Below are 24,877 nucleotides of genomic sequence, written 5' to 3' on the forward strand. Positions count from 1 at the left end.
CCGGGCGCGCGGCGACCAGCGGCGCGAGCCGCGGGTCGGCGCCGAGGCGCTCGTCCACGGCGTACGGGTCGGCGTCCAGGTCGAACAGGCGGCGCAGCCGCTGCACGGCCGTGGTGAGGTCGCGCAGGTCGGTCAGGTGGATGCGGGCCTCGAGCCAGCCGGTGTGCGCGAGCGGCCCCGGCCGCACGGGGTGGCGCCGTTCGTCGACCGCGGCCACGCCGGGGCCGTGCGGCAGCCGCAGCGTGCGCCGGTACGTGCGGCTGCCGGTCGTGCCCACCGTCTCCTCGACGCCGGGCAGTTGCTCGCGTGCGAGCAGGTCGAAGACCTCGCGCGCCGCGTACGGGCCGCGGTGGGCGAGCCTGAGCGGGATGCCGGCGCCCGCGGGCGCCCGTACGCCGCCGGCGCCCGCCTCGGCGCGCAGCTCGCTGGGGGTGCGGTCGTAGATCTGGCGGACCGTGTCGTTGAACTGCCGGACGCTCGCGAAGCCGGAGGCGAACGCGATCTCCGTGACGGGCAGCCCCGTGGTCTGCAGCAGGACGCGCGCGGTGTGCGCCCGCTGGGCCCGCGCGAGCGCGATGGGGCCCGCGCCCACCTCGGCGGTGAGCTGGCGCTGCACCTGGCGGGTGCTGTAGCCGAGGCGGACCGCGAGGCCGGGCACGCCCTCGCGGTCCACGACCCCGTCCCCGATCATCCGCATGGCGCGGCCGACGACGTCGGCGCGCACGTTCCACTCCGCCGACCCGGGCACGGCGTCCGGCCTGCACCTGCGGCAGGCGCGGAAGCCGCTGCCCTGGGCGGCGGCCGCGGTGGGGAAGAAGCGCACGTTGCGCCGCTTGGGCGTGACCGCGGGGCAGCTCGGCCGGCAGTAGATGCCGGTGGTCTCCACGGCGAAGAAGAACACCCCGTCGAACCGGGCGTCCCGCCCCGCCACCGCCTCGTACCTGGTCGCCTCGTCCATCGCCGCGTGTGTCATGCCGTCCAGTGTGGCCCGGGGGCGATCACTCGGCCAGCGGTTTTCGGACGCGGAGAGAGGCGCTCCGGCGCGGCCCGCGGGATTCCGCTCAGTGGCGGTGGCCGCGGCGTTTCGCCTCGCCCGCCGCCCGGCCCTCGGCGCCCTTCGCCTTCCACTCCTTCCTGATCTGCGCCCTGACGTGCGCGTCCGTCTTGGCGACGATCCGCCGGTTCTCGCGCTGGAGCTTGCGGTAGCTCTCCAGCCTGCGGAAGGTGAGCGTGCCGTCCTCCAGGGCTGCGAGCACGGCGCAGCCGGGCTCCGACGTGTGGGCGCAGTCGTGGAACCTGCACCCGCGGGACAGCTCCTCGATCTCCGCGAAGACCTGCCCGACGCCCGCCTCGGCGTCCCACAGGCCGACGCCGCGCAGTCCTGGCGTGTCGATGACGACCCCGCCACCGGGCAGTGGCAGGAGGTTGCGCGTCGTGGTGGTGTGCCGGCCCTTGCCGTCGACGTCCCTGATGGCCTGCACCTCCATCACGTCACTGCCGCACAGGGCGTTCACCAGGGTGGACTTGCCGGCTCCCGAGGCGCCGAGCAGGACGGACGTGCCGCCGCCGAGCGCGGCGGACAGCGCGTCGACGCCGCTGCCCGTCTCGGCGCTGACGGCCGTGACGGGCACGCCGGGCGCAGATGTCTCGACGTCGTGCACCAGGTGGGCGAGTACGACCGGATCGGGGACGAGGTCGGCCTTGGTGAGGACGACGCGGGGCGAGGCGCCGCTCTCCCAGCCGAGCGCGAGGAAGCGCTCGGCGCGGCCGAGGTCGAGTTCGGCCGCGAGCGAGACGGCGATGACGGCGTGGTCGACGTTGGCGGCGAGCACCTGCCCCTCGGACCGCTTGGACGACGCGGAGCGGACGAACGCGGTGCGCCGCGGCAGGTAGGCGCGCACGAACCGCGGGTCGCCCGCGGCATCCACGGCGGCCCAGTCGCCCGTGGTCAGGACGCGGACCGGGTCGCGCGGGGTGACGTACGCGGTGTCGGCGTGCACCGGGCCCGCGGCGGTGACGAGGTCGCACCGCCCGCGGTCGACGCGTACGACACGGCCGGCGACGAGCCCCCTCGCCGCGTAGGGGGCGAACTCGGCGTCCCAGCCCGCGTCCCAGCCGTAGGGCGCGAGGGGATGCGGGGCGGGCGGTGCGGTCGGGGCAGCGGAGACGGTGGGTCGTGAAGAGACGGAGGGTCGTGAAGAGACGGAGGGTCGTGAAGAGGAGGACAAGCGAGATCCTTCGAGAAGGGCCTGGCCGGGAACGCCTGGTTCAGCCGGCGGCCACGGGAGTGGTGATGACCTGGATGCGGGCAGCGCCCTGAGCAGCGACAGTCATCGGTACACACCCCCTTTCTCGAAGTACGCGGCGGCCGAGGGCCGTCAGCGGAAGACGTGTCGACGGTACGGGTACGCCGAAGCGTGCGGCAAACCCTTTTTCGGCGCCCGGCCCGTGGCCGTGCGCGCGGCGGGCGTCAGGCCGCGGGTTCCACGCTCTCCGCCATCCCGGTGGCGAGGTGCTCCCGGGCGGCCATGAGCGCCGCCTCCGGGGTGCGGGTGCCGGTGGAGACGCACAGCGTGTACGTGACGTCCTCGAGGCGCTGCCGGGTCTCCGGCGTACCGCGCTCGGCGTGCAGCAGGCGGAGGGTCTGGAACTGTTCGACCAGGTTGCGCAGTATCGCGGGGTGGGCCATCAGCACGGCGGTCTCCGAAAGGGCTGGGAAGGACTGACTCGTCGAGCCGGATTCCCCGCCAACGCCCCGCCATGCGCGGGCGGGTGAGGCACCGTTGTGAACCGCGTCACGAGAGCCGCCCCCACGCACATGCGGCACGGCACGGCGCCCCCGCTCGGGGCGCCGTGCCGTGCCGCGTTGCCTGGCGCGGGGAGGGCGTCAGTCCTTGAGGACGTCCTTGCCCTTCTCCTTGGCCTGGCGGGCGTCGCCCTTGGCCTTCTCGGCGCGGCCCTCGCCCGTCATCCGCTCATTGCCGACCATGCGGCCCGCGGCCTCCTTGGCCTTGCCCTTCGCCTGCTCGGTCCTGGCCTCTGCCTTCTGGTTCTTGCTCACGCTGCTCACGTCCTGGGATCGGTTTCGAAAGCGTGCTGAAGGCCGGATCACCCCTGACGCCGCGTTCAAACATCCCGGGCGCGAGCCCCGCTTGAAATACACAGCCCAACTGTACAGGTGAACTGGACAGTCAACCCTGTAGACATTACCGTGGGGCGCATGAGCGAGAACCCGGGCCTGTCGCCGTCGGCGATCCAGGCATCGCGTGACGTCCGTGCCGTCATCAGCCGGCTGCGGCGCAGCATCCTGAACGCCTCCGAGGTCGAGGACCTCACCCTGGGCCAGGCGTCGGTGCTGGCCCGCCTCTCGAACAAGGAGGGGGTCACGGCGAGCGAGCTCGCCTCCGTCGAAGGGGTGCGGCACCAGTCGATGACGGCGATGGTCACGTCGCTCGCCGAGAGGGGCCTGGTCACCCGCAGCCCCGATCCGGGCGACGGCCGGCGCCTGCTGATCGCGCTGACCCCGGAGGGCCGCCGCCGGGTGGAGGAGGGACGGCAGGCGAGGACGGAGTGGCTCGCCGGGCGTTTGCAGGACAAGTGCACGGAGGAGGAGCGCCTGAGCGTGATCGCGACCATGGCCGTCCTGGAGCGGCTGATACGTGACTGAGGCGAAGACGGACGGCGTGACCGAGACGCGCGGGCCCGGTTTCGACCGGCGGCTGCTGCCGCCGATGATCCTGGGCTCGGTCCTGAACCCGATCAACTCGACGATCATCTCCGTCGCGCTCATCCCCATCGCCAGGGCGCTGGGCGTGCCGCCCTCCCAGACCGCGTGGCTGGTCTCCGCCCTCTACCTGGCCACCTCGCTCGGGCAGCCGGTCGTCGGCCGGCTCATCGACATCTTCGGGCCACGCAGGCTCTTCCTGCTCTCCACCGGCCTCGTCGGCGTCGCCGGAGTCGTCGGCACCCTGGCACCGAACCTGGGCGCGCTGATCGCCGCGCGCGTCCTGCTCGGATTCGGCACCTGCGCCGGCTACCCGGCCGCGATGGCACTGGTGCGCAGCGAGGCCAAGCGCACCGGGCGGGACAGCCCCGGCGGGGTGCTGACGGCCCTGGCGGTCGCCAACCAGACCATCGCCGTCATCGGCCCGCTGCTCGGCGGCCTGCTGATCGCGGTGGGCGGCTGGCGGGCCACGTTCGCGCTGAACGTGCCGCTGGCCGTCGCGGCCGTACTGCTCGGCCTGCTGCGGCTGCCCAAGTCGCCCCCCGTGGACGGGGAACGGCGGCGCGGAGGGCTGGCCGCCCGGCTCGACCTGCCCGGCATGGGGCTGTTCGCCGCGATGCTCACCTCGCTGCTGCTGTTCCTGATGGACCTGCACCCGCGCAACTGGTACCTGGCGGTGATCGCCGCGGCGCTGGGGGCCGCGTTCGGCCTGCGCGAGCTGCGGGCCGCCACCCCGTTCATCGACCTGCGGGTGCTCGGCGGCAACACGCCGCTGCTGGCCACCTATGGGCGCGCGCTCGTCGCCTACGTCGTCTCGTACTCGTTCCTGTACGGCTTCAGCCAGTGGACGGAGGAGGGGTACGGGCTGTCACCGTTCCATGCGGGGCTGGTCCAGATCCCCATGTTCCTGCTGGCGATCGGCGCCTCGATCGTCTCGGGCCGGCGCAGGGGCGTACGCGGGAAGCTGCTGATCGGCGCGGCCGGGCAGATCGTGGCGTGCCTGGTGATGCTGACGCTGACCGGGAGCAGCCCGCTGTGGACGCTGCTCCTCGTCGCCCTGATTTTCGGCGTCCCGCAGGGGCTGAACAACCTGGCCCTGCAGAACTCCGTCTACTTCCAGGCCGATCCCGAGCGCACCGCCTCGTCGGCCGGACTGCTGCGCACCTTCGCCTACGTCGGCTCGATGGTGGCCTCGTCGGCGACCGCCGTCTCGTTCGGGCAGCGCGCCGACACCGGCGGCATGCACGAACTCGCCTGGGTGATGCTCGCCGCCGGCGTGCTCTACCTCCTGCTGACCGTCTTCGACCGCACGCTCGGCCGCGTGGCGGCGGAGGGCACCCCGACGGCGAAGTAGCCCCGTCCCGGCGCGCTGCCCACGGCACCACGCGCCCCACCCGACCGAAAGGCACCACATGTCCAGCACCGCGCTCCTGCTCATGGACCTCCAGAGCAGCAACCTCGCCCACACACCCGACGACTTCCTCCCGCACGCCGTGCACGCGCTCGGCACGGCACGCGCCGCCGGGGTGCAGGTCATCCACGTGGCGCTGCGGCTTCGCCGCGGACACACCGACGTGCACCCGCGCAACAAGCTCTTCGGCGCGCTTCCGCACCACCTCTTCACGGACGACGACCCCGGCGCAGCGATCCACCCCGACGTCGCACCCGCCGACGGCGAGATCGTCGTCCACAAGAACCGCGTCAGCGCGTTCGCCGGCAACAACCTCCGGCAGATCCTCGACGCGCAGGGCATCGACCATCTCGTCCTGAGCGGCATCGCGACCGGCGGGATCGTCCTGTCCACCACCTTGCAGGCCTTCGACCTCGACTACCGGATCACCGTACTGTCCGACGCCTGCGCGGACCCCGACCCGGCGCTGCACGACACCCTCGTGGGCGGCCTCTTCGCGAAGCGCTGCGAGGTCACCACCGTCGAGGAGTGGGGGAAGACCCTGAACGCGGCGTCCTGAGCGCTTCGGCGCCGCCGCCCCTGGGCGGGAGCGGCAGCGGGGTGGCGGCGAGCGACCGCAGGGCGAGAAGGAGCACACCGATGTCGTCCAGGTAGACCGGGTCGGGCATGAGGTCGGTGGGCAGCACCAGGTACACGAGCGCGGCCCAGAACACCCAGCGGCGCCCCGTGGGCAGCCCGGCCCTGCGCAGCATCCTCCTGGTACGCACGAGGCGCACGGCGAGGACGACCGCCACGGCGAGCATGGCGATCAGCGCGGCCGCCACCAGGGCGGCGAGAGGCCACAGGTCGTTGTCCACGCGCGATCGCCTCCTTCCGGCGGGCTCGTGTGCCACTTACCCGTCAAGAGCCTCGATCCAACGGCCGGATGGCGCCGCAGCGCCATCCGGCCGATTGGCGCGCTCCGGCACGCCGACTGCGCGGGCCGTTTCGATCCGGCCATGATCCGGCTACAGGCAAAACGGTGATTCGGCCCGTATTCGGGCCGTCACCGCCACAGGTCCTCGCGTGGACGGCCGTCCTCGCGCCCGCGCTTCTTCGCACACCACGCACAGGGCGTCACGTCAAACGGCCGATTTTCGGGCCCGGCACGCCCGGCGCCCCGCGCGGGTCCGGATGTGGGTCTTGTCATCGCGGCAACCGGACTTGAGGATTCACTCCATGCGATTGGCAGGTCCACGACCAACTACCCAGTGGCTGTGAACGATCGCGCCTCCGCGGCCCGACCACCCGACGGGCCGTCAGGACCCCCACCCGAGGAGGATCAGTGACCAGCAAGCGCCTCACCCCCCGCCGCACCGTCTCCAGACGCGCCCGGTACATAGCCGTCGCCACCGGCGTCGTGGCCATGGCCGCGTTCACCGCCCCGTCCGCCCTCGCCAAGACCGCCCCCGTCGCGTCCCCCACCGCGACCGCCGCCGCACTCGCCGCCACGGCGGGCGCCGTCAACCAGGCGGCCGCGCCCGGCACGGCCTGGTACACGGACCCGGCGTCGGGCAAGGTCGTCATGACGGTCGACAGCACCGTCTCGTCCGCACAGGTCGCGAAGATCAAGAACGCCGTGCCCGACAGCTCGAAGCTCGTCGTCAAGCACGCGGCGGGTCAATTCAAGCCGCTGGTCGCCGCCGGCGACGCGATCCAGAACTCCCAGTACCGCTGCTCGCTCGGGTTCAACGTACGCTCTGGGAGCACGTACTACGCGCTCACGGCCGGCCACTGCACCGCCGAGGGCGGCACGTCCTGGTCGACGCCGAGCGGCGCCCGCGTCGGCACCACGGCCGACTCCCAGTTCCCCGGCAATGACTACGGCCTGATCAGGCTGAGCAGCACGCCGAGCGCGAGCGACGGCCGGGTCGACCTCTACAACGGCAGGTACCAGGACATCACCAGCGCGGGCAACGCCACCGTCGGCGAGCGCGTGACCCGCAGCGGCTCGACCTCCGGCGTCCACAGCGGCACGGTCCAGGCCGTCAACACGACCGTGCGCTACGCCGAGGGCACGGTCTCCGGCCTGATCCAGACGAACGTCTGCGCCGAGCCCGGCGACAGCGGCGGCCCGCTGTTCGACGGCTCCAAGGCCCTCGGCCTCACCTCGGGGGGCAGCGGCAACTGCTCCTCGGGCGGCACCACGTTCTTCCAGCCGGTGACGGAGGCGCTGAACGCCTACGGCCTGAGCGTGTTCTAGGCAGTACGAGGCACGTCAGGCACAAGGCACACTCGACATGCCGTCTCGGGGTGTGCGCCCGGTGCACAGGGCGCACACCCCTTCGTCTCACATCCCGTCGGCTGGTCTCACATCCCGTCGGCCGTAGCCGCCGGGAGCGTCACCTCGAACCGGCAGCCGCCCGTCACGTTGCGGACCGCGGCGTGTCCCTCGTGGGCCTCCACGATGCCGCGCACGATCGCGAGCCCGAGACCGGCGCCGGCCGGCGGTGTACGGGCCTGCGAGCCGCGCCACCCGGTGTCGAAGACCCGCGGCAGGTCCTCCGCCGGGATCCCGCCGCAGCCGTCCGTCACGGACAGCACCACGCTCGCGTCGCGCACCTCGGCCGCGATCGCGACGGTCCCGTCGGCCGGGGTCCGGTGGATCGCGTTGACGAGCAGGTTCGCCAGCACCCGCGTCATCTCCTTGCCGTCCACCTCGACGGGGACGGGCGCCACCGGCTCGCCCACCAGCCGCACGCCGTGCTCGCGCGCCAGCGGGTCGGCGCCCGCGAGCGCCTCCCCCACCAGGTCGTAGACGGACATCCGGGTCGGCGAGAGTGGCAGCGTGCCGGCGTGGATCCGCGACAGCTCGAACAGGTCGCCGACCATCGAGTTCAGCCGGTCCACCTCGGCCCCGATCTGGTGGAAGTAGCGGTCGGGGTCGGCGACCACGCCGTCCTCGAGCGCCTCGGCCATGGCGCGCAGCCCGGCCAGCGGCGTCCGCAGATCGTGCGAGATCCAGGCGACCAGCTCGCGGCGCGACGTCTCCAGCGCGCGCTCGCGCTCCCGCGAGCGGGCCAGCCGCTCGCTGGTGGCGGCGAGTTCCCCCGCGAGCGCGGTGAGCTCGGCCGTGGACGCGCCGTCCGGCGCCGCGAAGCTGCCGCCCTCGCCGAACGAGCGGGCGGCAAGGGCGAGTTCCCGGCTGCGTGCCACGACCCAGCGGCCGAGCACCAGGGCGGTCGCCATCGACACGACGGCGGCCATCGCGACGACGGTGGTGACGACCGAGAGGTCGTGCCGGGAGAGGAACATGGCCTCCGCCACGGCCAGGGTGCCGGCGAGCATCGCCGTGACGGCGACAGCCGCGACGACGGTGAGCGCGACCGCGACGCTCCTGTTCCGCAGGAGCCGCAGCACGACCGCGCCGACCAGCCCGGCGGCGGCAGCGCCGCAGAACGCGTACAGGGCGATGATGAGCATGTTGTGCACGGCTCAGCGGCCCTCCGCCCCCGTGGGCGCCTGCGGCTCCGCCTGCGCGTCCGCCTCCGCGTCCGCGTCCGCCGGCGCGTCGAAGCGGTAGCCGACGCCCCACACCGTGCGGATCAGCCGGGGCCTCGCCGGGTCGTCCTCGATCTTGCCGCGCAGCCTGCGCACGTGGACCGTCACCGTGGACAGGTCGCCGAACTCCCACCCCCACACGTCGTGCATCAGCTGCTCCCGGCCGATGGCGACACCGGGGTTGCGCATGAGGTGGGCGAGCAGCTCGAACTCGCGCAGGGTGAGGGAGAGGCGGCGGCCGTTCTTCTCGGCGCTGCGCGCGGCCCGGTCGAGGGTGATGCCGCCGAGCCGGAGCGCGGGCCCCGGCGAGGGCGTCTGCTCGCCGCGGCCGCGGCGCAGCACCGACTCGACGCGCAGCACGAGCTCGCGCGGGCTGAACGGCTTGGTGACGTAGTCGTCGGCGCCGACTTCGAGGCCGAGGATGCGGTCGTCCTCGTCGCCGCGCGCGGTGAGCATGATCACCGGGACGGGCCCGCGTGCGCGCAGCCGCCGGCAGACGTCGAGGCCGTCCATGCCGGGGAGCATCAGGTCGAGTACGACGAGCGCGGGCTCGCGCGCCTCGGCCAGGCGCAGGGCCTCGGGGCCGTCGGCGGCACGGTCGACGACGAACCCGGCGCGTTCGAGGTAGGCGGTCACGACCTCGGCGACGGTGGGGTCGTCGTCGACGACGAGGATGGTGTGCATGGTTCCAGTCTCCACGGCCCGCACCCTGGTGCGGCGGGGCGCGGATCTTACGGGTCGGTGACGTCCGCGCCCGCCGGGCCGTCCAGTGCCGCGTAGGCGGTCAGGGTGAGGCCGGTCAGGGCGCGCATGTCGCGGGCCAGGTGGGACTGGTCGGCGCAGCCGCCGCGGGCGGCCGCCGCCGCGCGCGGGATGCCCGCGTCCACCAGCGCGAGGGTACGCCGCAGGCGCAGGATGCGCGCGAGCGTCTTGGGCCCGTAGCCGAAGGCCGCCAGGCACCTGCGGTGCAGCCGGCGCGCGCCGAGGCCCGCCTCGGCGGCAGTCGCGGCGACGGTGGCGCCGCGGCCGAGCGCGTCCGCGACCGCCCGCATGAGCGGGTCGGGCGCGGGTGACGCGGCGGCGAGGCCGAGTGCCAGCTCTTCGAGCGCGGCGGCCTCGGGCACGCCGGTACGGGACGGGCCCGCGGCGCTCATCCGGCCGGCGAGCGGGCGGGCGCGCCTTGCCTGCCACACGTCGGCGAGCGGGACCCGCAGGTCGCGCAGCTCGTGCGCGTCCACGCCGAGCAGGGCGGGCGCGGCGCCCGGCGGTAGCCGCACGCCGGCGCAGCCGGACGCGAGGTCGAGGCCGACGGAGTGGGCCCGCGTGTCGGGCCCCGCGACGAGGAGGGTGCCGTCGATCCACAGGAGGTCCATGCAGCCGTCGGGCAGCACCGGACGCGGACCGCCGGGACCGGCCTCCCGCCGCCAGACGACCGCACCGCCGAGCCGCGAGGGGCGCTCGCTGTACATGCCTCAAGCCTAGACACGCGCCGGGCGGCCGCGTGCGCGCTCACAGCCACCTCGCTCCCGCTGAGCGGGCTCGCGGGCGGTGGGCCGCGCGCTCAGCCGCGGCTGTCGCCGCTGCTCTTGCGCGCCCGGTCACGGTCCTTGTCCTGCGCCCGCAGCCGGCTCTTGAGGTCGTCGGGCGGCAGGAATCGCGACCACCTCTCCGGGAACTCCGACGGCATGTCGGGGTCGCTCTCGTCCTGTGCCTGCGCCGACGCGGCCGCGGCGCGGGCGATCAGCTCGGCGGACTGGGCCGAGCGAAGCCGCTCGTTCGAGGCGCGGGCCGCGGCCGTGGCGAGCGACGGCCAGACGCGGTCGACCGCGGCGTTCACCGCGGCGCCGACCAGGACGGCGAACGCGGACACGCCGATCCACAGGAGCACCGCGATGGGCGCGGCGAGCGAGCCGTAGATCGTCGGGCCCTCGATCTGGCTGGTGACGTAGATGCGCAGCGCGAAGCTGCCCAGCACCCACATGGCGAGGGCGATGAGGGCGCCGGGCACGTCCTCGATCCAGGGCGCGCGCACCGGCACGGACACGTGGTACAGCGTGGTGAGGAAGGCGATCGACAGGACGATCACGACCGGCCAGTACAGGACCCCGACGACCTGGGTGCCGAACGGCAGCAGCGCCACCAGCCGGTCGGGGCCGACCACAGCGAGCGGCAGCACAATCGCGCCGATGACCAGGCCCGCCAGGTACAGCAGGAACGACAGGAGGCGGGTGGCGACGATCCCGCGCCTGCCGTCGAGCCCGTACATCACCGTGATCGTGTCCACGAAGACGTTGACGGCGCGCGAGCCCGACCACAGGGAGATGGCGAAGCCGATCGACACGACGTCCGGCCTTCCGCCCTCGATGACGTCCTGGAGCAGCGGCTTGGCGATCTGGCTGACCCCACGGTCGGAGAGCACCGTGCCGACCGCGGTCAGGATGTTCTTGTCGATCGACGCCACGGTGTGGGTGTCGGTCCACGCGTCGACGTAGCCGAGCAGGCCGATCAGTGCCAGCAGCAGCGGCGGGAGCGAGAGCAGCGTCCAGAACGCCGCCTCCGCCGCGAGCCCCAGGATCCGGTACTCCAGGCAGGAGTTGACCGTGTCCTTGAGCAGATGCCAGGCCATCTTCCGCTTCGACACGTTGCGGTAGAGCACGCGGGCCCTGCGCAGCCGCCCGGATGGCGGCTCGGGTGTTTCTTTTGCTGCCTGCACCTCTTTACCGTATCGGCATGGCAGCCACCACTCACACAGTGACCAACCAGGTTCCGCTCCTGGTGGGGTACGACGTGTTCAGCGCTGACCGCGTCCTCACGGAGGCCGTGCAGCGCCACACCGCCCCGGACCTCGCGGACGAGGTCCTGGCGGAGCTCAGAGCGCTCGGCCTGGCGGCGGGCTCGGCCCAGGCCCTCGAGTGGGGGACGCTGGCGAACGAGAACCCGCCGCGGCTGCGCACGCACGACCGCTACGGCAACAGGATCGACGAGGTCGAGTTCCATCCCGCCTGGCACCGGCTGCTCGGCCATGCCGTGTCGTCGGGCCTCACGGACGCCTGGGGCAGGCCCGCCGGGCACGTGCGGCGTGCGGCCGGGTTCCTGGTGTGGTCGCAGGTCGAGTCGGGCCACGGCTGCCCGGTCTCGATGACGCACGCCGCGGTCCCGGCACTGCGGTCGGAGCCCGAACTGGCGGCCGAGTGGGAGCCGCGGCTGACGTCCCGGGTCTACGAGCCGTCTCTGGTGCCGGCGGGCGGCAAGCCGGGGGCGCTGTTCGGGATGGGCATGACCGAGAAGCAGGGCGGCAGCGACGTCCGCGCGAACACGACGCGGGCCACGCCGCTGGACGAGGCGGGCGCGTACCTGCTCACCGGCCACAAGTGGTTCTGCTCGGCGCCGATGTCCGACGGCTTCCTCGTGCTGGCGCAGGCGCCGGGCGGGCTGACGTGCTTCCTGGTGGAGCGGGTCCTGCCGGACGGCAGCCGCAACGTGTTCCGGATCCAGCGCCTCAAGGACAAGCTGGGCAACAGGTCGAACGCGTCCTCCGAGGTCGAGTTCGACGGCACGTGGGCGCGGCGGGTCGGCGAGGAGGGGCGCGGGGTGCGCACCATCATCGAGATGGTGGCGGCCACCCGCCTCGACTGCGTGCTGGGCTCGGCCGCGGTGATGCGGCAGGCGGTGGCGCAGGCCGTGCACCACGCCGCCCACCGGCAGGCGTTCGGGGCCGAGTTGATCGACCAGCCGCTGATGCGCAACGTGCTGGCCGACCTGGCGCTCGAGTCCGAGGCGGCGACGACGCTGGCGCTGCGGCTCGCGGCGGCGTACGACGCGGTGGAGTCCGGCGGGTCGCCGCAGGAGCGCGCGTTCCTGCGGGTCGCCGTGCCGGTGGCCAAGTACTGGGTGACGAAGCGCTGCACGCCGCTCGCGGCCGAGGCGCTGGAGTGCCTGGGCGGCAACGGCTACGTCGAGGAGTCCGGCATGCCGCGGCTGCTGCGCGAGTCGCCGCTCAACTCGATCTGGGAGGGTTCGGGCAATGTCCAGGCGCTCGACGTGCTGCGCGCGGTGGCGCGCGAGCCCGCGGCGCTGAACGCGTTCCTCCAGGAGATCGGCCTGGCGCGCGGCGCCGACCACCGGCTGGACGGCGCGATCAAGGACCTGCTCGCCGAACTCGCCGACCTGGAGGGGATCGAGGGCGGGGCGCGGCGCCTCGTCGAGCGGATGGCGCTGGTGCTGCAGGGCTCGCTGCTGGTGCGCTGGGCGCCGGCGCCCGTCGCGGACGCGTTCTGCGCGTCGCGCCTCGGCCGCGACTGGGGCGTGGCCTTCGGCACGCTGCCGCGCTCCCTCGATCTCGCGCCGCTCGTCGACCGGGCGCGGCCCGTGGGGTGACACGACGGAGGCCAGGGGTGGTGCCGCGCCGACACGGCGCCACCCCTGGCCCGATCTGACTCTCTTACAGACGTACGGATTCGCGCCAGGGTTGCAGAGCGTTGCAGCATGGAACACGTTCCCGTGTTCCGGCAGGCGGCCGCGGATCCGCCGTGGCGCCGAGCGCGCCTGGCACGCGCGTTCATGGCGTGCACCATTCCTGGGGGACTCGATGAAGGACGCACCGCTCGATCTGGCCCGGCTGGTGGCCGCGGAAGGCGGGCAGGCGATCCGGCTGCTGCACCGGGTGAGGGACGCGGCGCTGGCGGGTGAGCGCCCGCCGGTGTCGCCGCGTCCCGAGATCGGCGCCTCGTGGGAGCGGATGGCCCGCCTCGGCGTCCTGCCCGACCGGCCGGGCGAGGACGTGTCGGTGGAGCCCGAGGAGCTGGAGCACCGCAGGCGGACGTCTGCGCTCGGCGACGCGATGCGCACGATCGGCGGTGCGCTCACCGAGCTCGCGGACACGTCGTCGCAGCTGCTTGCGGTCACCGACGACGAGGGCACGGTGCTGTGGCGGGCCGGCAACGCTGCCGTGCTGCGCAGGGCGGAGCGCATCCGCCTTTCGGAGGGCGCGGTGTGGGGCGAGCATGTGACGGGCACCAACGCGATCGGCACGGCGCTCGCCACGGGCAGGCCGCTCCAGGTGCACTCCGCCGAGCACTTCGTGCGGGCACTGCTCACGTGGACATGCGCCGCGGCGCCGATCAGGGACCCGCGGGACGGGCGGACACTCGGCGCGGTGGACGTGTCGGGGTCGGCGCGCGGGTTCCACCCGTCGACGCTGGCGCTGGTCAGCTCGGTGGCGCGGCTCGCGGAGAGCGAGATGCGCGAGCGGCACCTGCGGGCCGTGGAGCGGCTGCGGTCGGTGGCGGCGCCGATCCTGTGCCGGGTCGGCGGACGCGCGATCGCGGTGGACGCGCACGGCTGGACGGCGGCGGTGACGGGCATGGCCCCCGTGGACAGGATCGTGCTGCCCAAGGCGTTCGGGGCGGGCAGGACCTGGCATCCGTCGCTCGGCATGTGCGCGGTGGAGCCGCTGCCGGGCGGCTGGCTGCTGCGGGTGGACGGGGAGCGGCCGGACGAGGAGCCTGCCCCGAGCCGGGTGGTGCTGGACGTGAGCGGCGCGCGCCGCTGGTCGGTGGCGGTCTCCGGGCAGGCCGGCAGCTGGCGGCAGGACCTCACGCCGCGCCACGCGGAGCTGCTGTACCTGCTGGCGGTGCACCGGTCGGGGCGTACCGCGGCGCAGCTGGCGGCGGACGTGTTCGGGGACGCGACGCGCACGGTGACGGTGCGGGCGGAGATGTCGCGGGTGCGCCGGCACCTGTCGGGGGTGCTCGACCACCGGCCGTACCGGTTCAGGGAGGAGGTCGACGTGGAGGTGGTGGCCCCCGCGGTGCCGGCGGACCTGCTGCCGCACTCCACGGCGCCCGCCGTGCTCGGCGCGCGGCGTGATTGTCTTGCGCCATGAGCACCATCAGCGTGACCACGTGGTCCCTGCGCCAGACCTCGCCCGCCGACCTGCGGCCCGCGGCCGAGCCGGGCGGCGGGGTGCGGATCGTGCGGTCACGGGTGGCGTCGCCCGAGTTCAGCAGGTTCCTGTACACGGCGGTCGGCGGCGATGTGGCGTGGACGGACCGGCTGGGGCTCGGCTACGAGGAGTGGCGGGCGCTGGTGGACGCGCCCGGCGTGGAGACGTGGGTCGCGTACGAGGACGGGACGCCCGCCGGGTACGCGGAGCTCGCCGCGCGGGAGGGCGGCGCCGTGGAGATCGTCTACTTCGGGCTGCTGCCGGCCTTCCGCGGCCGGCGGATCGGCGGCCATCTGCTGGCGTACGCGACGGCCCGCGCGTGGGACCTGGGCGAGCGGTGGCCGGGGATCGGGGCGACGGAGCTGGTGTGGCTGCACACATGCTCGAAGGACGGTCCTCACGCGCTGGGCAACTACCTGCGCCGCGGGTTCACGGTGTTCGACGAGCGGGTCGAACTCGAACCGGCCGCGGACCTGCCGGGACCCTGGCCCGGCGCGTCGGTCCCGCAGGCGCGGCCGGCCGTGACCGACGCCACACCATCCCACTGAACGAGACAAGTGCGTCCGCATAATGGATAGTGGTGGACTCCCGCGAGACCGCCGTGACACGCTTTCGCCATGTCTCGTGCTGGTATTGCCCTGGTGAGTCGACGCCACGTCGACCACGGCCGCATGTCCAGCGCCATTTGTTCGGCGAGCTGAGAGTCCCAGCACCCCCCGTTCCGAGCACCTCGACTGTCCCCAGCCGCGCACCGTCGCGCGTTCGCGCACGTGTGCGACTGTGAGCCGCCCTCCTGCAGTCCCGAAGGACGTATCGCCATGGCCGCCATGCCGGAAAAGCCCGCACCCGCAACCCCGCGCCGCAAGGTGAGCCGCCACCGCGGCGAGGGCCAGTGGGCCAAGGGCCACTTCACCCCGCTCAACGGCACAGAGCAGACCAAGAAAGACGACGACGGTCTCAATGTGCGGACACGCATTGAGACGGTCTACTCGCGCGGCGGCTACGACTCCATCGACCCCGCCGACCTGCGCGGCCGGATGCGCTGGTGGGGCCTGTACACGCAGCGCAGGCCCGGGATCGACGGCGGCAAGACGGCGATCCTGGAGCCCGAGGAGCTCGACGACCGGTACTTCATGATGCGGGTCAGGGTCGACGGCGGGCGGCTGACGACCGAGCAGCTCCGCGTGATCGGGGGCGTCTCCGAGGAGTTCGCGCGCGGCACGGCCGACATCACGGACCGGCAGAACATCCAGCTCCACTGGATCGAGATCGAGAACGTCCCCGAGATCTGGCGCCGCCTCGAAGAGGTGGGGCTGACCACCACGGAGGCGTGCGGCGACGTCCCGCGCGCGATCCTGGGCTCGCCCGTCGCCGGTGTCGCGGCCGACGAGATCGTCGACGGCACGGCCGCGATCCAGGAGATCAGGGACAGGTACATCGGGTCGAAGGAGTTCTCGAACCTCCCGAGGAAGTTCAAGACCGCGATCTCGGGCTCGCCCCTGCTCGACGTGGTGCACGAGATCAACGACGTGGCCTTCGTCGGCGTCGACCACCCGGAGCACGGGCCGGGCTTCGACCTGTGGGTGGGTGGCGGGCTGTCCACCAACCCGAAGATCGGGGTGCGGCTCGGCGCCTGGGTGCCGGCCGCCGAGGTGCCCGAGGTGTGGGCCGGGGTCGTCGGCATCTTCCGTGACTACGGCTACCGCAGGCTGCGCAACCGCGCCCGCATGAAGTTCCTCGTCGCCGACTGGGGCCCCGAGGAGTTCCGCAGGGTGCTCCAGGACGAGTACCTGGGCCGCGCGCTCGCCGACGGCCCCGCGCCCGCCGAGCCGGTGTCGCGGTGGCGCGACCACATCGGCGTGCACCCGCAGAAGGACGGCAGGTTCTACGTCGGCTTCGCCGGGCGCGTGGGCCGCATCGACGGCGCCACCCTGACGAAGGTCGCCGAACTGGCCGCCGCGCACGGCTCCGGCCGGCTGCGGACGACCGTCGAGCAGAAGCTGATCGTGCTCGACGTCGCCGCCGACCGGGTGGACTCCCTGGTCGAGGGTCTCGAGTCGCTGGATCTCCAGGTCCGCCCGTCGTCGTTCCGGCGCGGCGTGATGGCCTGCACCGGCATCGAGTTCTGCAAGCTGGCCATCGTCGAGACGAAGCAGCGCGGCGCCGCCCTCATCGAGGAACTGGAGCGCAGGCTCCCCGACTTCGACGAGCCCGTCACCATCAACCTCAACGGCTGCCCCAACGCCTGCGCGCGCATCCAGGTCGCGGACATCGGCCTCAAGGGCCAGCTCGTCCTCGACGGGAATGGCGACCAGGTCGAGGGCTACCAGGTGCACCTCGGCGGCACGCTCGGTGTCGACGCCGCCTTCGGCCGCAAGGTCCGCGGCCTGAAGGTCACCGCCGACGAGCTGCCCGACTACATCGAGCGCGTCCTGAACCGCTACCGCAAGGAGCGCGAGGACGGCGAGCGGTTCGCCACCTGGGCGGCCCGGGCGGACGAGGAAGCCCTGTCATGACGGAGCGTGCCGTGCCGTTCCACTGCCCCTACTGCGGCGAGGAGGACCTGCGCCCGAGCGGGCAGCGCCACGGGGCCTGGCAGTGCGCGGCATGCAACCGGGCCTTCCACCTGACGTTCCTCGGGCTGCTCGCCCGTGGCGCGTCCGCGAGTGACGGAGGGGAAGAGAGATGACCACTGCCACCGGCACCGACGCACTCAGGGCCCTCGCGCAGGGCGCGGGCCGCGACCTCGAGGAGGCGTCCGCCTCCGAGATCCTGACCTGGGCGGCCGAGACCTTCGGCCGGCGCCTGTGCGTGACGTCCTCGATGGAGGACGCCGTCGTCGCCCACCTCGCCTCCCGGGCGCTGCCCGGGATCGACGTGGTGTTCCTCGACACCGGCTACCACTTCCCGGAGACGATCGGCACGCGCGACGCCGTGCAGGCCGTGATGGACGTGAACGTCATCACACTGACACCGCGCCTCTCCGTCGCCGAGCAGGACGCCGAGTACGGGCCGCGGCTGCACGACCGCGACCCCGACCTGTGCTGCGCGATGCGCAAGGTCGCGCCCCTCGACGCGGGTCTCGAAAACTACGACGCGTGGGTCACCGGGCTGCGCCGCGACGAGTCCCCCACCCGCGCGAACACCCCCGTCGTCGCCTTCGACGAGAAGCGCCGGAAGGTGAAGATCTCACCGATCGCGCGGTGGACACAGGAAGACGTGGAACAGTACGTGGCCGAGCACGGGGTCCTGACGAACCCGTTGCTCATGGACGGTTACGGCTCTGTCGGCTGCGCTCCGTGCACCCGCCGCCTGCTGGCGGGCGAGGACACCCGCGCCGGACGCTGGTCCGGACGCGGCAAGACGGAATGCGGCATCCACACATGACCGGCGCCGGCACGGACCGTGCGGCGGACGCGGAAGACACGGAAGACACTGACCATCGGGAGAAGCAGTTGAGCGTGACGGACCAGGGCGCGACGGTCTGGCTCACCGGGCTGCCCAGTGCGGGCAAGACCACCATCGCGCGGGCCCTCGCCGAGCGCCTGCGCGGCGAGGGCCACCGGGTCGAGGTGCTGGACGGCGACGAGATCCGGGAGTTCCTCTCCGCGGGCCTCGGCTTCAGCCGCGAGGACCGCCACACCAACGTGCAACGCATCGGCTTCGTCGCCGAGTTGCTCGCGTCGCACGGCGTGAAGGCGCTGGTGCCGGTGATCGCACCGTACACCGACAGCCGGGAGGCCGTCCGCAAGCGGCACGCGAACGAGGGCACCGGCTACCTGGAGGTGCATGTGGCCACGCCCGTCGACGTCTGTTCCGTCCGCGATGTGAAGGGCCTGTACGCCAAGCAGGCGGCGGGCGAGATCTCGGGCCTGACCGGGGTGGACGACCCCTACGAGGAGCCCGCCGCGCCCGACCTGCGCATCGAGTCGCACACCCAGTCCGTCCAGGAGTCAGCCGCGGCGCTGCACGCGCTGCTCACCGAAAGGGGTCTCGCGTGACCAGCACCGCCCGAAGCGTCGACGAGGGCATCGACGCACCGTACGCGCTCAGCCATCTGGACGCGCTTGAGTCGGAGGCGGTGCACATCTTCCGCGAGGTGGCCGGCGAGTTCGAGCGGCCGGTGATCCTCTTCTCCGGCGGCAAGGACTCGATGCTGATGCTGCACCTCGCGCTCAAGGCCTTCGCCCCGGCGCCGGTGCCGTTCTCGCTGCTGCACGTGGACACCGGCCACAACTTCCCCGAGGTGCTGGAGTTCCGGGACCGCACGGTCGAACGGTACGGGCTGCGCCTGCACGTCGCCTCCGTGCAGGAGTACATCGACGCGGGCACCCTGCGCGAGCGTCCCGACGGCACGCGCAACCCGCTGCAGATCGTCCCGCTGACGGAGCGCATCCAGTCCGAGCGGTTCGACGCCGTCTTCGGCGGCGGGCGGCGCGACGAGGAGAAGGCGCGCGCCAAGGAGCGGGTGTTCTCGCTGCGCGACGAGTTCTCCCAGTGGGACCCGCGCCGCCAGCGCCCCGAGCTGTGGCAGCTGTACAACGGCCGGCACGCGCCGGGCGAGCACGTCCGCGTCTTCCCGCTGTCCAACTGGACGGAGCTGGACGTGTGGCAGTACATCGCGCGGGAGCGGATCGACCTGCCGGAGATCTACTTCGCCCACGAGCGCGAGGTGTTCAACAGGAAGGGCATGTGGCTGACCGCCGGTGGCTGGGGCGGCCCGAAGGATGGCGAGAGCGTCGAGAAGCGCAGCGTGCGCTACCGCACCGTCGGCGACATGTCCTGCACGGGCGCCGTCGACTCGGACGCCGCCACGCTGGACGCGGTGATCGCCGAGATCGCGACCGCACGCCTCACCGAGCGCGGGGCGACCCGCGCCGACGACAAGCTGTCAGAAGCGGCGATGGAAGACCGCAAGCGCGAGGGGTACTTCTAACCATGACGACCGCAACCGAGCAGTTCGCCGAGCAGCTCTCGGCGACGACACTACTGCGTTTCGCCACCGCGGGCTCCGTCGACGACGGCAAGTCCACCCTGGTGGGGCGGCTGCTGCACGACTCGAAGTCCGTGCTGACCGACCAGCTGGAGGCCGTGGAGCACGCGTCGCGCACGCGCGGCAAGGACGCCCCCGACCTCGCGCTGCTCACCGACGGCCTGCGGGCCGAGCGCGAGCAGGGCATCACCATCGACGTGGCGTACCGCTACTTCGCCACCGGGCGGCGGCGGTTCATCCTCGCCGACACGCCGGGCCACGTGCAGTACACCCGCAACATGGTGACGGGCGCGTCAACAGCTGAGCTCGCCGTCGTCCTCGTGGACGCGCGCAACGGCGTGGTGGAGCAGACCCGCAGGCACGCGGCGGTCGCCGCGCTGCTGCGCGTGCCGCACGTCGTCCTCGCCGTGAACAAGATGGACCTGGTCGACTACGCGGAGCCGGTGTTCGCCTCGATCGCCACGGAGTTCATCGCGTACGCCGAGTCGCTCGGCGTGCCCGAGGTGACGGCGATCCCGATCTCCGCGCTCGTCGGCGACAACGTCGTGGAGCCGTCCGCGCACATGGACTGGTACGGCGGGCCGACCGTGCTGGAGCACCTGGAGACCGTCCCGGTCAGCCACGATCTGGCGGACTGCCCGGCGCGCCTGCCCGTGCAGTATGTGATCAGGCCGCAGTCGGCCGAGCACCCCGACTACCGCGGCTACGCGGGCCAGATCGCCTCCGGCGTGCTGCGCGTGGGGGACGCCGTGACGGTGCTGCCGTCAGGGCGCACGTCGACCGTCGAGGCCATCGACGCGCTCGGCCAGGGTGTGTCCGTGGCGTGGGCCCCGCAGTCGGTGACGGTCCGCCTCTCCGACGACATCGACGTGTCGCGCGGCGACCTGATCGCGCCGACAGCGTCGGCGCCCGACGTCACGCGGGACGTGGAGGCCACGGTGTGCCACGTCGCCGACCGGCCCCTGACGGTCGGTCAGCGGGTGCTGCTCAAGCACACCACGCGCACGGTGAAGGCGATCGTCAAGGACATCCCGTCGCGGCTGACGCTCGCCGACCTCTCCCAGCACCCGGAGCCGGGCGAGCTGGTCGCCAACGACATCGGCCGTGTCGTGGTGCGCACGGCGGAGCCGCTGGCGCTCGACGCGTACGCCGACTCGCGCCGTACGGGCTCGTTCCTGCTGATCGACCCGGCCGACGGCACGACGCTGACCGCCGGCATGGCGGGCACCGCGTTCGCGGAGAACGCGCAGCACGCGGCGGAGGCGGCAGCCGGTGCGCCGGACGACGAGGGCTGGGACTTCTGATGTCCGCCGGGACGCGGGGGACGTCCGCCGCCGTGGACGCCTACGGGACCTTCGCCAAGGAGGGCGGCCGGGTGGGCAGCGGCGCCCTCGGCGCGGGGACCGGCGGCGTGTCGCGATGTGCGCGGTGACGTACGCGCACAGCTCGCGCGCCCTCACGTCCCGCCCGCCTCGCACCCCATCCGCCCACGTTCCGGCCGCTCCTCCGTGACCACGGGGGACGCGTGTCCCGGGCCACCGAGAGGACAAGCCTCCCGATGTCGTCTTCCCCTACCCCCGCGCCCCGTTCCTCCGTGCGCCGTTTCACCGTGCGCAGGCGCCGCCTCGCCCTGGCCGCCGTCCTCCCGCTGATCGCGCTGCTCGCCACCTCGTGCGGCTACGGGTCCAGGGCCGACAAGGGCGCGAGCGGCTCGGCGTCGCCCGCGGCCGGTGCGAAGAAGCTGTCGGCGGACGAGGTGAGGATCGGCTACTTCCCGAACCTGACCCACGCGACGGCCCTGGTCGGCGTCGAGCGGGGCATCTTCCAGAAGGACCTCGGCGGCACGAAGCTGAAGGGCACCACGTTCAACGCGGGTCCCTCCGAGACTGAGGCGCTCAACGCGAACAGCATCGACATCGGGTTCATCGGCCCCTCCCCCGCCATCAACGGCTACACCCAGTCGGGCGGCAAGAGCCTGCGGATCATCGGCGGCTCCGCGTCGGGTGGCGTGAAGCTGGTCGTCAACCCGAAGAAGATCACGTCGCAGAGCGACCTCAAGGGCAAGAAGATAGCCACGCCGCAGCTCGGCAACACCCAGGACGTCGCGTTCCTCAACTGGCTCAAGGGGAAGGGCTGGAAGGTCGCCCCGCAGTCCGGCAAGGGGGACGTGTCGGTGGTGCGCGAGGCCAACAGCGTGACGGTCAACGCGTTCAGGACCGGCTCGATCGACGGTGCGTGGGTCCCGGAACCGACGGCGTCCGAGCTGCTGGCGGCGGGCGGCAAGACCCTGATCGACGAGTCGAGCCTGTGGCCGGGCAAGAAGTTCGTGATCACCAACATCGTGGTCTCGCAGTCGTTCCTCAAGTCGCACCCCGACGTGGTGCAGGCGGTGCTGAAGGGCTCCGTCGACACCAACAAGTGGATCAACGCGAACCCGGCGGAGGCCAAGGCCTCGGCGAACGAGGCGCTGAAGTCGCTGACCGGCAAGGCGCTGCCCGCGAAGGTGATCGACTCCGCATGGCCGTCGATCAGGATCACCGACGACCCGCTGGCCGCCACCCTCAGGGCGGAGGCCGACCACGCGGTCACGGCGGGGCTGCTGAAGAAGCCCGACCTCAAGGGCATCTACGACCTCGACCCGCTGAACAAGGTGCTGAAGTCCGAGGGCCGGCCGGCCGTGTCCGACGCCGGCCTCGGCGCCCCCTGACCGCGCACGCCACGCCGTCCCGCATCCCGTACGCCACGACCGCTCCCAGGAGGTGACGACCATGGCGTCCCCGCTCGCCAAGGCCGCCGACGAGACCCCGGCGGCGGACCATGCCGCCCGGATCGACCACGTGTCCAAGTCCTTCGCCGGCCCGGCCGGCCGGCAGCTCGTCCTCGACGACATCACGCTCGATGTCGCGCCCGGCGAGTTCGTCACCCTGCTGGGGGCGTCGGGCTGCGGCAAGTCGACGCTGCTCGGGCTCGTCGCGGGGCTGGACGAGCCCACGGCCGGCTCGATCTCCACCGGTGGCAGGCCCGCCCTGATGTTCCAGGAGCACGCGCTCTTCCCGTGGCTGACCGCCGGCAAGAACATCGAACTGGCGCTGCGGCTGCGCGGCGTGCCGCGCCCCGAGCGGCGTGGTGAGGCCGAGCGGCTGCTGGAGCTCGTCCGTCTGGGCGGGGCCTACGGCAAGCGGGTGCACGAGCTGTCCGGCGGCATGCGCCAGCGCGTCGCGCTGGCCAGGGCGCTGGCGCAGGACAGCAGGCTGCTGCTGATGGACGAGCCGTTCGCCGCGCTCGACGCCATCACCCGCGACGTGCTGCACGACGAGCTGACGCGGATCTGGCGCGAGACGGACGTCTCGATCCTGTTCGTCACGCACAACGTGCGCGAGGCGGTGCGGCTCGCGGAGCGTGTCGTGCTGCTGTCCTCGCGCCCCGGCCGGGTCGCGCACGAGTGGCGGGTCGACATCCCGCAGCCGCGCCGCATCGAGGACCATGACGTCGCCGCGCTGTCCGTCGAGATCACCGAACAACTCCGTGGGGAGATCCGCCGACATGGCCAGCACTGACACGACAGGGACCAAGGCCGCCGCACAGGACGGACAGGGCGGCACGGCGGGCCGGGCAGGACAGGCCGGTCTCGATGTGGCCGGGCTCGAAGCGGGGCTCGACGCACTGGAGACGACGGGCTCCGCGCGGGTGCCGCTGCGCTCCACGCTGGTGAGCAAGGTGCTGCCGCCGGTGACCGCGGTCGTGCTCGTCCTCGTGGTGTGGGAAGTGCTGGTGCTCTGCCACGTCGCGCCCGCCTACAAGCTGCCTTCGCCCGGAGACGTGTGGGGCGAGGTGACCGACGCGTGGATGCAGGGCACCCTGTTCGGCTACATCTGGACCAGCGTCTCGCGCGGCCTTCTCGGCTTCCTGCTGGCCCTGGTGATCGGTACGCCGCTCGGCCTCGTCGTGGCGAGGGTCAAGCCGGTGCGGGCGGCGATCGGGCCGATCCTCTCGGGACTCCAGTCGCTGCCGTCGGTGGCGTGGGTGCCGCCGGCGGTGATCTGGCTCGGCCTCAACGACCAGATGATGTTCGCGGTGATCCTGCTGGGCGCGGTGCCGTCCATCGCGAACGGCCTGGTCTCCGGCGTCGACCAGGTGCCGCCGCTGTTCCTGCGCGCGGGGCGCACCCTCGGCGCGACGGGCCTGCGGGGTACGTGGCACATCCTGCTGCCGGCCGCGCTGCCCGGCTACCTGGCCGGTCTCAAGCAGGGCTGGGCGTTCTCCTGGCGGTCCCTGATGGCGGCGGAGATCATCGCGTCCTCGCCCGATCTCGGCATCGGCCTCGGCCAGTTGCTGGAGAACGGGCGCACCAACAGCTCGATGTCGATGGTGTTCCTGGCGATCTTCCTGATCCTGATCGTCGGGATCGCCGTCGACCTGCTGTTCTTCAGTCCGCTGGAGCGGTGGGTGCTGCGCAGCCGCGGCCTCGCCGCGAGGAGGTGAGGGACGTGGTCGCTTCCCTGCGCCACGCGTCGCCTCCCGTCCTGCTCGTCGTCGCCCACGGCAGCCGCGACCCGCGCCACGCGGCGACCGTACGCGCCCTCGCTCGGCGGCTGCGGTCGCTGCGGCCCGGGTTGCGGGTGGAGGCGGGGTTCCTCGACTTCGACGCGCCCTCGGTGCCCCGGCTGCTCGACCGGCTGGCCGCCGAGACGCACGCGTGCGGCGCGCCCGTCGAGGTGGTGGCGCAGCCGCTGCTGCTGACGCGCGCCTTCCACGCGAAGTCCGACATCCCGGCCGTGCTGGGCGAGGCGTCCGCGCGCCATCCGCTCCTGCGGATCCGGCAGGCCGGGGTGCTCGGCCCCTCGCCGCTGCTGCTGCGTGCGCTGGAGCGGCGCCTCGCCCAGGCGGGGCTGAACCTCGCCGACCGCGCGTCGACCGGGGTCGTCCTCGCGTCGGCGGGCTCCACCGACCCGGAGGCGAGCGCGGTGATCGCTGATACCGCGCGGGAGTGGCGGCACACCGGCTGGTGCGCCGTGCGGCCCGCGTTCGCCTCCGCTCGCCTGCCGCGCACCGAGGACGCGGTGCGCGAGCTGCGCGCCGCGGGGGTGCGGCGCATCGCCGTCGCCCCGTACGTGATCGCTCCCGGCAGGCTGCCCGACCGCATCGCCGCAGGAGCGCGCGAGGCGGGCGCGGACGTCCTCGCCGACGTCCTCGGCCCCGCGCGCGAGGTGGCCGGGGTGCTGCTGGAGCGCTACGACGCGGCGGCCGCGGCCCCCGTGCCCGGGC

Annotated in this window: 27 protein-coding genes; 18 read left to right on the top strand and 9 right to left on the bottom strand. The window is 73.0% G+C overall.

Annotated elements, in window-relative coordinates:
• The 4 genes from JFN87_RS22290 to JFN87_RS22305 all read right to left on the bottom strand — a co-directional run.
• Positions 1–958, bottom strand: a 958-nt coding sequence (locus tag JFN87_RS22290) for a bifunctional transcriptional activator/DNA repair enzyme AdaA (RefSeq protein WP_209342636.1), incomplete at its 3' end; no start/stop codon positions are given.
• 103 nt (positions 959–1,061) lie between these two features.
• Positions 1,062–2,228 carry a ribosome small subunit-dependent GTPase A gene (gene rsgA / locus JFN87_RS22295; RefSeq protein WP_209342598.1) on the bottom strand — a complete coding sequence of 389 codons (1,167 nt, stop codon included), beginning with the start codon at positions 2,226–2,228 and terminating at the stop codon, positions 1,062–1,064.
• A gap of 242 nt (positions 2,229–2,470) precedes the next feature.
• On the bottom strand, positions 2,471–2,695 hold the full coding sequence (locus JFN87_RS22300; protein WP_209342599.1) for a DUF5133 domain-containing protein: 225 nt from the start codon (positions 2,693–2,695) through the stop codon (positions 2,471–2,473).
• Between the two features lie 192 nt (positions 2,696–2,887).
• Positions 2,888–3,061: a CsbD family protein gene (locus tag JFN87_RS22305; RefSeq protein ID WP_209342600.1), complete on the bottom strand. Its 174-nt coding sequence runs from the start codon at positions 3,059–3,061 to the stop codon at positions 2,888–2,890.
• 159 nt (positions 3,062–3,220) lie between these two features.
• Here JFN87_RS22305 and JFN87_RS22310 point away from each other — a divergent pair, with 159 nt between their 5' ends.
• The 3 genes from JFN87_RS22310 to JFN87_RS22320 are packed head-to-tail and all read left to right on the top strand — an operon-like array spanning position 3,221 to position 5,694.
• Positions 3,221–3,667, top strand: a complete 447-nt coding sequence (locus tag JFN87_RS22310; protein WP_209342601.1) for a MarR family transcriptional regulator — start codon at positions 3,221–3,223, stop codon at positions 3,665–3,667.
• Entirely contained in the window at positions 3,660–5,078 is a 1,419-nt protein-coding gene (locus JFN87_RS22315; protein WP_307865553.1) for an MFS transporter, read from the top strand. The genes JFN87_RS22310 and JFN87_RS22315 overlap by 8 nt, the downstream gene beginning before the upstream one ends.
• 58 nt (positions 5,079–5,136) lie before the next feature.
• Positions 5,137–5,694 (top strand): cysteine hydrolase family protein, encoded by a 558-nt coding sequence (locus JFN87_RS22320; protein WP_209342602.1) that lies wholly within the window; start codon positions 5,137–5,139, stop codon positions 5,692–5,694.
• Here JFN87_RS22320 and JFN87_RS22325 read toward each other — a convergent pair.
• The gene (locus tag JFN87_RS22325) at positions 5,648–5,992 is read right to left on the bottom strand and encodes a DUF1232 domain-containing protein (RefSeq protein ID WP_372449268.1); all 345 of its coding nucleotides are present in this window, start codon (positions 5,990–5,992) and stop codon (positions 5,648–5,650) included. The genes JFN87_RS22320 and JFN87_RS22325 overlap by 47 nt on opposite strands.
• 467 nt (positions 5,993–6,459) lie before the next feature.
• On the opposite strand from JFN87_RS22325, the gene JFN87_RS22330 reads away from it, so the two are divergent.
• On the top strand, positions 6,460–7,377 hold the full coding sequence (locus tag JFN87_RS22330; RefSeq protein WP_307865554.1) for a S1 family peptidase: 918 nt from the start codon (positions 6,460–6,462) through the stop codon (positions 7,375–7,377).
• 107 nt (positions 7,378–7,484) lie between these two features.
• Here JFN87_RS22330 and JFN87_RS22335 read toward each other — a convergent pair whose 3' ends face one another.
• The 4 genes from JFN87_RS22335 to JFN87_RS22350 form a co-directional block, all read right to left on the bottom strand.
• Positions 7,485–8,597, bottom strand: coding sequence for a sensor histidine kinase (locus JFN87_RS22335; RefSeq protein WP_245180877.1), 1,113 nt, complete (start codon positions 8,595–8,597; stop codon positions 7,485–7,487).
• A 12-nt stretch (positions 8,598–8,609) separates the two neighbouring features.
• On the bottom strand, positions 8,610–9,359 hold the full coding sequence (locus JFN87_RS22340; RefSeq protein ID WP_209342607.1) for a response regulator transcription factor: 750 nt from the start codon (positions 9,357–9,359) through the stop codon (positions 8,610–8,612).
• Between the two features lie 47 nt (positions 9,360–9,406).
• Positions 9,407–10,144, bottom strand: coding sequence for a helix-turn-helix domain-containing protein (locus JFN87_RS22345; protein ID WP_209342609.1), 738 nt, complete (start codon positions 10,142–10,144; stop codon positions 9,407–9,409).
• A 92-nt stretch (positions 10,145–10,236) separates the two neighbouring features.
• Positions 10,237–11,388, bottom strand: a complete 1,152-nt coding sequence (locus JFN87_RS22350) for a YihY/virulence factor BrkB family protein (protein WP_209342610.1) — start codon at positions 11,386–11,388, stop codon at positions 10,237–10,239.
• A 17-nt stretch (positions 11,389–11,405) separates the two neighbouring features.
• On the opposite strand from JFN87_RS22350, the gene JFN87_RS22355 reads away from it, so the two are divergent.
• The 14 genes from JFN87_RS22355 to JFN87_RS22415 form a co-directional block, all read left to right on the top strand.
• On the top strand, positions 11,406–13,052 hold the full coding sequence (locus JFN87_RS22355; protein ID WP_209342612.1) for an acyl-CoA dehydrogenase family protein: 1,647 nt from the start codon (positions 11,406–11,408) through the stop codon (positions 13,050–13,052).
• 211 nt (positions 13,053–13,263) lie between these two features.
• The gene (locus JFN87_RS22360; protein ID WP_209342614.1) at positions 13,264–14,559 is read left to right on the top strand and encodes a helix-turn-helix domain-containing protein; all 1,296 of its coding nucleotides are present in this window, start codon (positions 13,264–13,266) and stop codon (positions 14,557–14,559) included.
• Positions 14,556–15,167: a GNAT family N-acetyltransferase gene (locus tag JFN87_RS22365; RefSeq protein ID WP_209342615.1), complete on the top strand. Its 612-nt coding sequence runs from the start codon at positions 14,556–14,558 to the stop codon at positions 15,165–15,167. Before JFN87_RS22360 ends, JFN87_RS22365 begins: the two co-directional genes overlap by 4 nt.
• Positions 15,168–15,437: 270 nt before the next feature.
• Positions 15,438–17,135 (top strand): nitrite/sulfite reductase, encoded by a 1,698-nt coding sequence (locus JFN87_RS22370; RefSeq protein ID WP_209342616.1) that lies wholly within the window; start codon positions 15,438–15,440, stop codon positions 17,133–17,135.
• On the top strand, positions 17,132–17,308 hold the full coding sequence (locus JFN87_RS22375; RefSeq protein ID WP_209342617.1) for a hypothetical protein: 177 nt from the start codon (positions 17,132–17,134) through the stop codon (positions 17,306–17,308). The genes JFN87_RS22370 and JFN87_RS22375 overlap by 4 nt, the downstream gene beginning before the upstream one ends.
• A complete protein-coding gene (locus tag JFN87_RS22380; protein WP_209342618.1) occupies positions 17,305–18,006 on the top strand; it encodes a phosphoadenylyl-sulfate reductase in 702 nt (233 codons plus the stop codon). Before JFN87_RS22375 ends, JFN87_RS22380 begins: the two co-directional genes overlap by 4 nt.
• Positions 18,003–18,620, top strand: a complete 618-nt coding sequence (cysC, locus tag JFN87_RS22385) for an adenylyl-sulfate kinase (protein ID WP_245180860.1) — start codon at positions 18,003–18,005, stop codon at positions 18,618–18,620. The genes JFN87_RS22380 and cysC overlap by 4 nt, the downstream gene beginning before the upstream one ends.
• Positions 18,617–19,555 carry a sulfate adenylyltransferase subunit CysD gene (gene cysD / locus JFN87_RS22390; RefSeq protein ID WP_209342622.1) on the top strand — a complete coding sequence of 313 codons (939 nt, stop codon included), beginning with the start codon at positions 18,617–18,619 and terminating at the stop codon, positions 19,553–19,555. The genes cysC and cysD overlap by 4 nt, the downstream gene beginning before the upstream one ends.
• A 2-nt stretch (positions 19,556–19,557) precedes the next feature.
• On the top strand, positions 19,558–20,916 hold the full coding sequence (locus JFN87_RS22395) for a sulfate adenylyltransferase subunit 1 (protein ID WP_209342624.1): 1,359 nt from the start codon (positions 19,558–19,560) through the stop codon (positions 20,914–20,916).
• Positions 20,916–21,044 carry a hypothetical protein gene (locus JFN87_RS34175; protein ID WP_282961646.1) on the top strand — a complete coding sequence of 43 codons (129 nt, stop codon included), beginning with the start codon at positions 20,916–20,918 and terminating at the stop codon, positions 21,042–21,044. Before JFN87_RS22395 ends, JFN87_RS34175 begins: the two co-directional genes overlap by 1 nt.
• Positions 21,045–21,170: 126 nt before the next feature.
• Positions 21,171–22,319 (top strand): aliphatic sulfonate ABC transporter substrate-binding protein, encoded by a 1,149-nt coding sequence (locus JFN87_RS22400; RefSeq protein ID WP_209342626.1) that lies wholly within the window; start codon positions 21,171–21,173, stop codon positions 22,317–22,319.
• Positions 22,320–22,380: 61 nt separating this feature from the next.
• Positions 22,381–23,169 carry an ABC transporter ATP-binding protein gene (locus tag JFN87_RS22405; protein WP_209342628.1) on the top strand — a complete coding sequence of 263 codons (789 nt, stop codon included), beginning with the start codon at positions 22,381–22,383 and terminating at the stop codon, positions 23,167–23,169.
• Complete coding sequence (locus tag JFN87_RS22410; RefSeq protein WP_209342634.1) at positions 23,156–24,094, top strand: ABC transporter permease; 939 nt, start codon at positions 23,156–23,158, stop codon at positions 24,092–24,094. The genes JFN87_RS22405 and JFN87_RS22410 overlap by 14 nt, the downstream gene beginning before the upstream one ends.
• 5 nt (positions 24,095–24,099) lie before the next feature.
• Positions 24,100–24,877 (top strand): sirohydrochlorin chelatase (locus tag JFN87_RS22415; protein ID WP_307865555.1); only part of this gene is annotated, 778 nt, incomplete at its 3' end.

It is taken from the genome of Streptomyces montanisoli, from assembly GCF_017813245.1.
GTDB lineage: Bacteria > Actinomycetota > Actinomycetes > Streptomycetales > Streptomycetaceae > Streptomyces > Streptomyces montanisoli.

What these genes read in the sequence shown, in the direction of transcription:
- JFN87_RS22310 (WP_209342601.1), top strand. Translation starts at nt 3,221, where the DNA reads ATGAGCGAGAACCCGGGCCTGTCGCCGTCGGCGATCCAGGCATCGCGT.
- JFN87_RS22320 (WP_209342602.1), top strand. Translation starts at nt 5,137, where the DNA reads ATGTCCAGCACCGCGCTCCTGCTCATGGACCTCCAGAGCAGCAACCTC.
- JFN87_RS22335 (WP_245180877.1), bottom strand. Translation starts at nt 8,597, where the DNA reads ATGCTCATCATCGCCCTGTACGCGTTCTGCGGCGCTGCCGCCGCCGGG.
- JFN87_RS22340 (WP_209342607.1), bottom strand. Translation starts at nt 9,359, where the DNA reads ATGCACACCATCCTCGTCGTCGACGACGACCCCACCGTCGCCGAGGTC.
- JFN87_RS22345 (WP_209342609.1), bottom strand. Translation starts at nt 10,144, where the DNA reads ATGTACAGCGAGCGCCCCTCGCGGCTCGGCGGTGCGGTCGTCTGGCGG.
- JFN87_RS22355 (WP_209342612.1), top strand. Translation starts at nt 11,406, where the DNA reads ATGGCAGCCACCACTCACACAGTGACCAACCAGGTTCCGCTCCTGGTG.
- JFN87_RS22360 (WP_209342614.1), top strand. Translation starts at nt 13,264, where the DNA reads ATGAAGGACGCACCGCTCGATCTGGCCCGGCTGGTGGCCGCGGAAGGC.
- JFN87_RS22365 (WP_209342615.1), top strand. Translation starts at nt 14,556, where the DNA reads ATGAGCACCATCAGCGTGACCACGTGGTCCCTGCGCCAGACCTCGCCC.
- JFN87_RS22370 (WP_209342616.1), top strand. Translation starts at nt 15,438, where the DNA reads ATGGCCGCCATGCCGGAAAAGCCCGCACCCGCAACCCCGCGCCGCAAG.
- JFN87_RS22375 (WP_209342617.1), top strand. Translation starts at nt 17,132, where the DNA reads ATGACGGAGCGTGCCGTGCCGTTCCACTGCCCCTACTGCGGCGAGGAG.
- JFN87_RS22380 (WP_209342618.1), top strand. Translation starts at nt 17,305, where the DNA reads ATGACCACTGCCACCGGCACCGACGCACTCAGGGCCCTCGCGCAGGGC.
- cysC (WP_245180860.1), top strand. Translation starts at nt 18,003, where the DNA reads ATGACCGGCGCCGGCACGGACCGTGCGGCGGACGCGGAAGACACGGAA.
- JFN87_RS22395 (WP_209342624.1), top strand. Translation starts at nt 19,558, where the DNA reads ATGACGACCGCAACCGAGCAGTTCGCCGAGCAGCTCTCGGCGACGACA.
- JFN87_RS34175 (WP_282961646.1), top strand. Translation starts at nt 20,916, where the DNA reads ATGTCCGCCGGGACGCGGGGGACGTCCGCCGCCGTGGACGCCTACGGG.
- JFN87_RS22400 (WP_209342626.1), top strand. Translation starts at nt 21,171, where the DNA reads ATGTCGTCTTCCCCTACCCCCGCGCCCCGTTCCTCCGTGCGCCGTTTC.
- JFN87_RS22405 (WP_209342628.1), top strand. Translation starts at nt 22,381, where the DNA reads ATGGCGTCCCCGCTCGCCAAGGCCGCCGACGAGACCCCGGCGGCGGAC.
- JFN87_RS22410 (WP_209342634.1), top strand. Translation starts at nt 23,156, where the DNA reads ATGGCCAGCACTGACACGACAGGGACCAAGGCCGCCGCACAGGACGGA.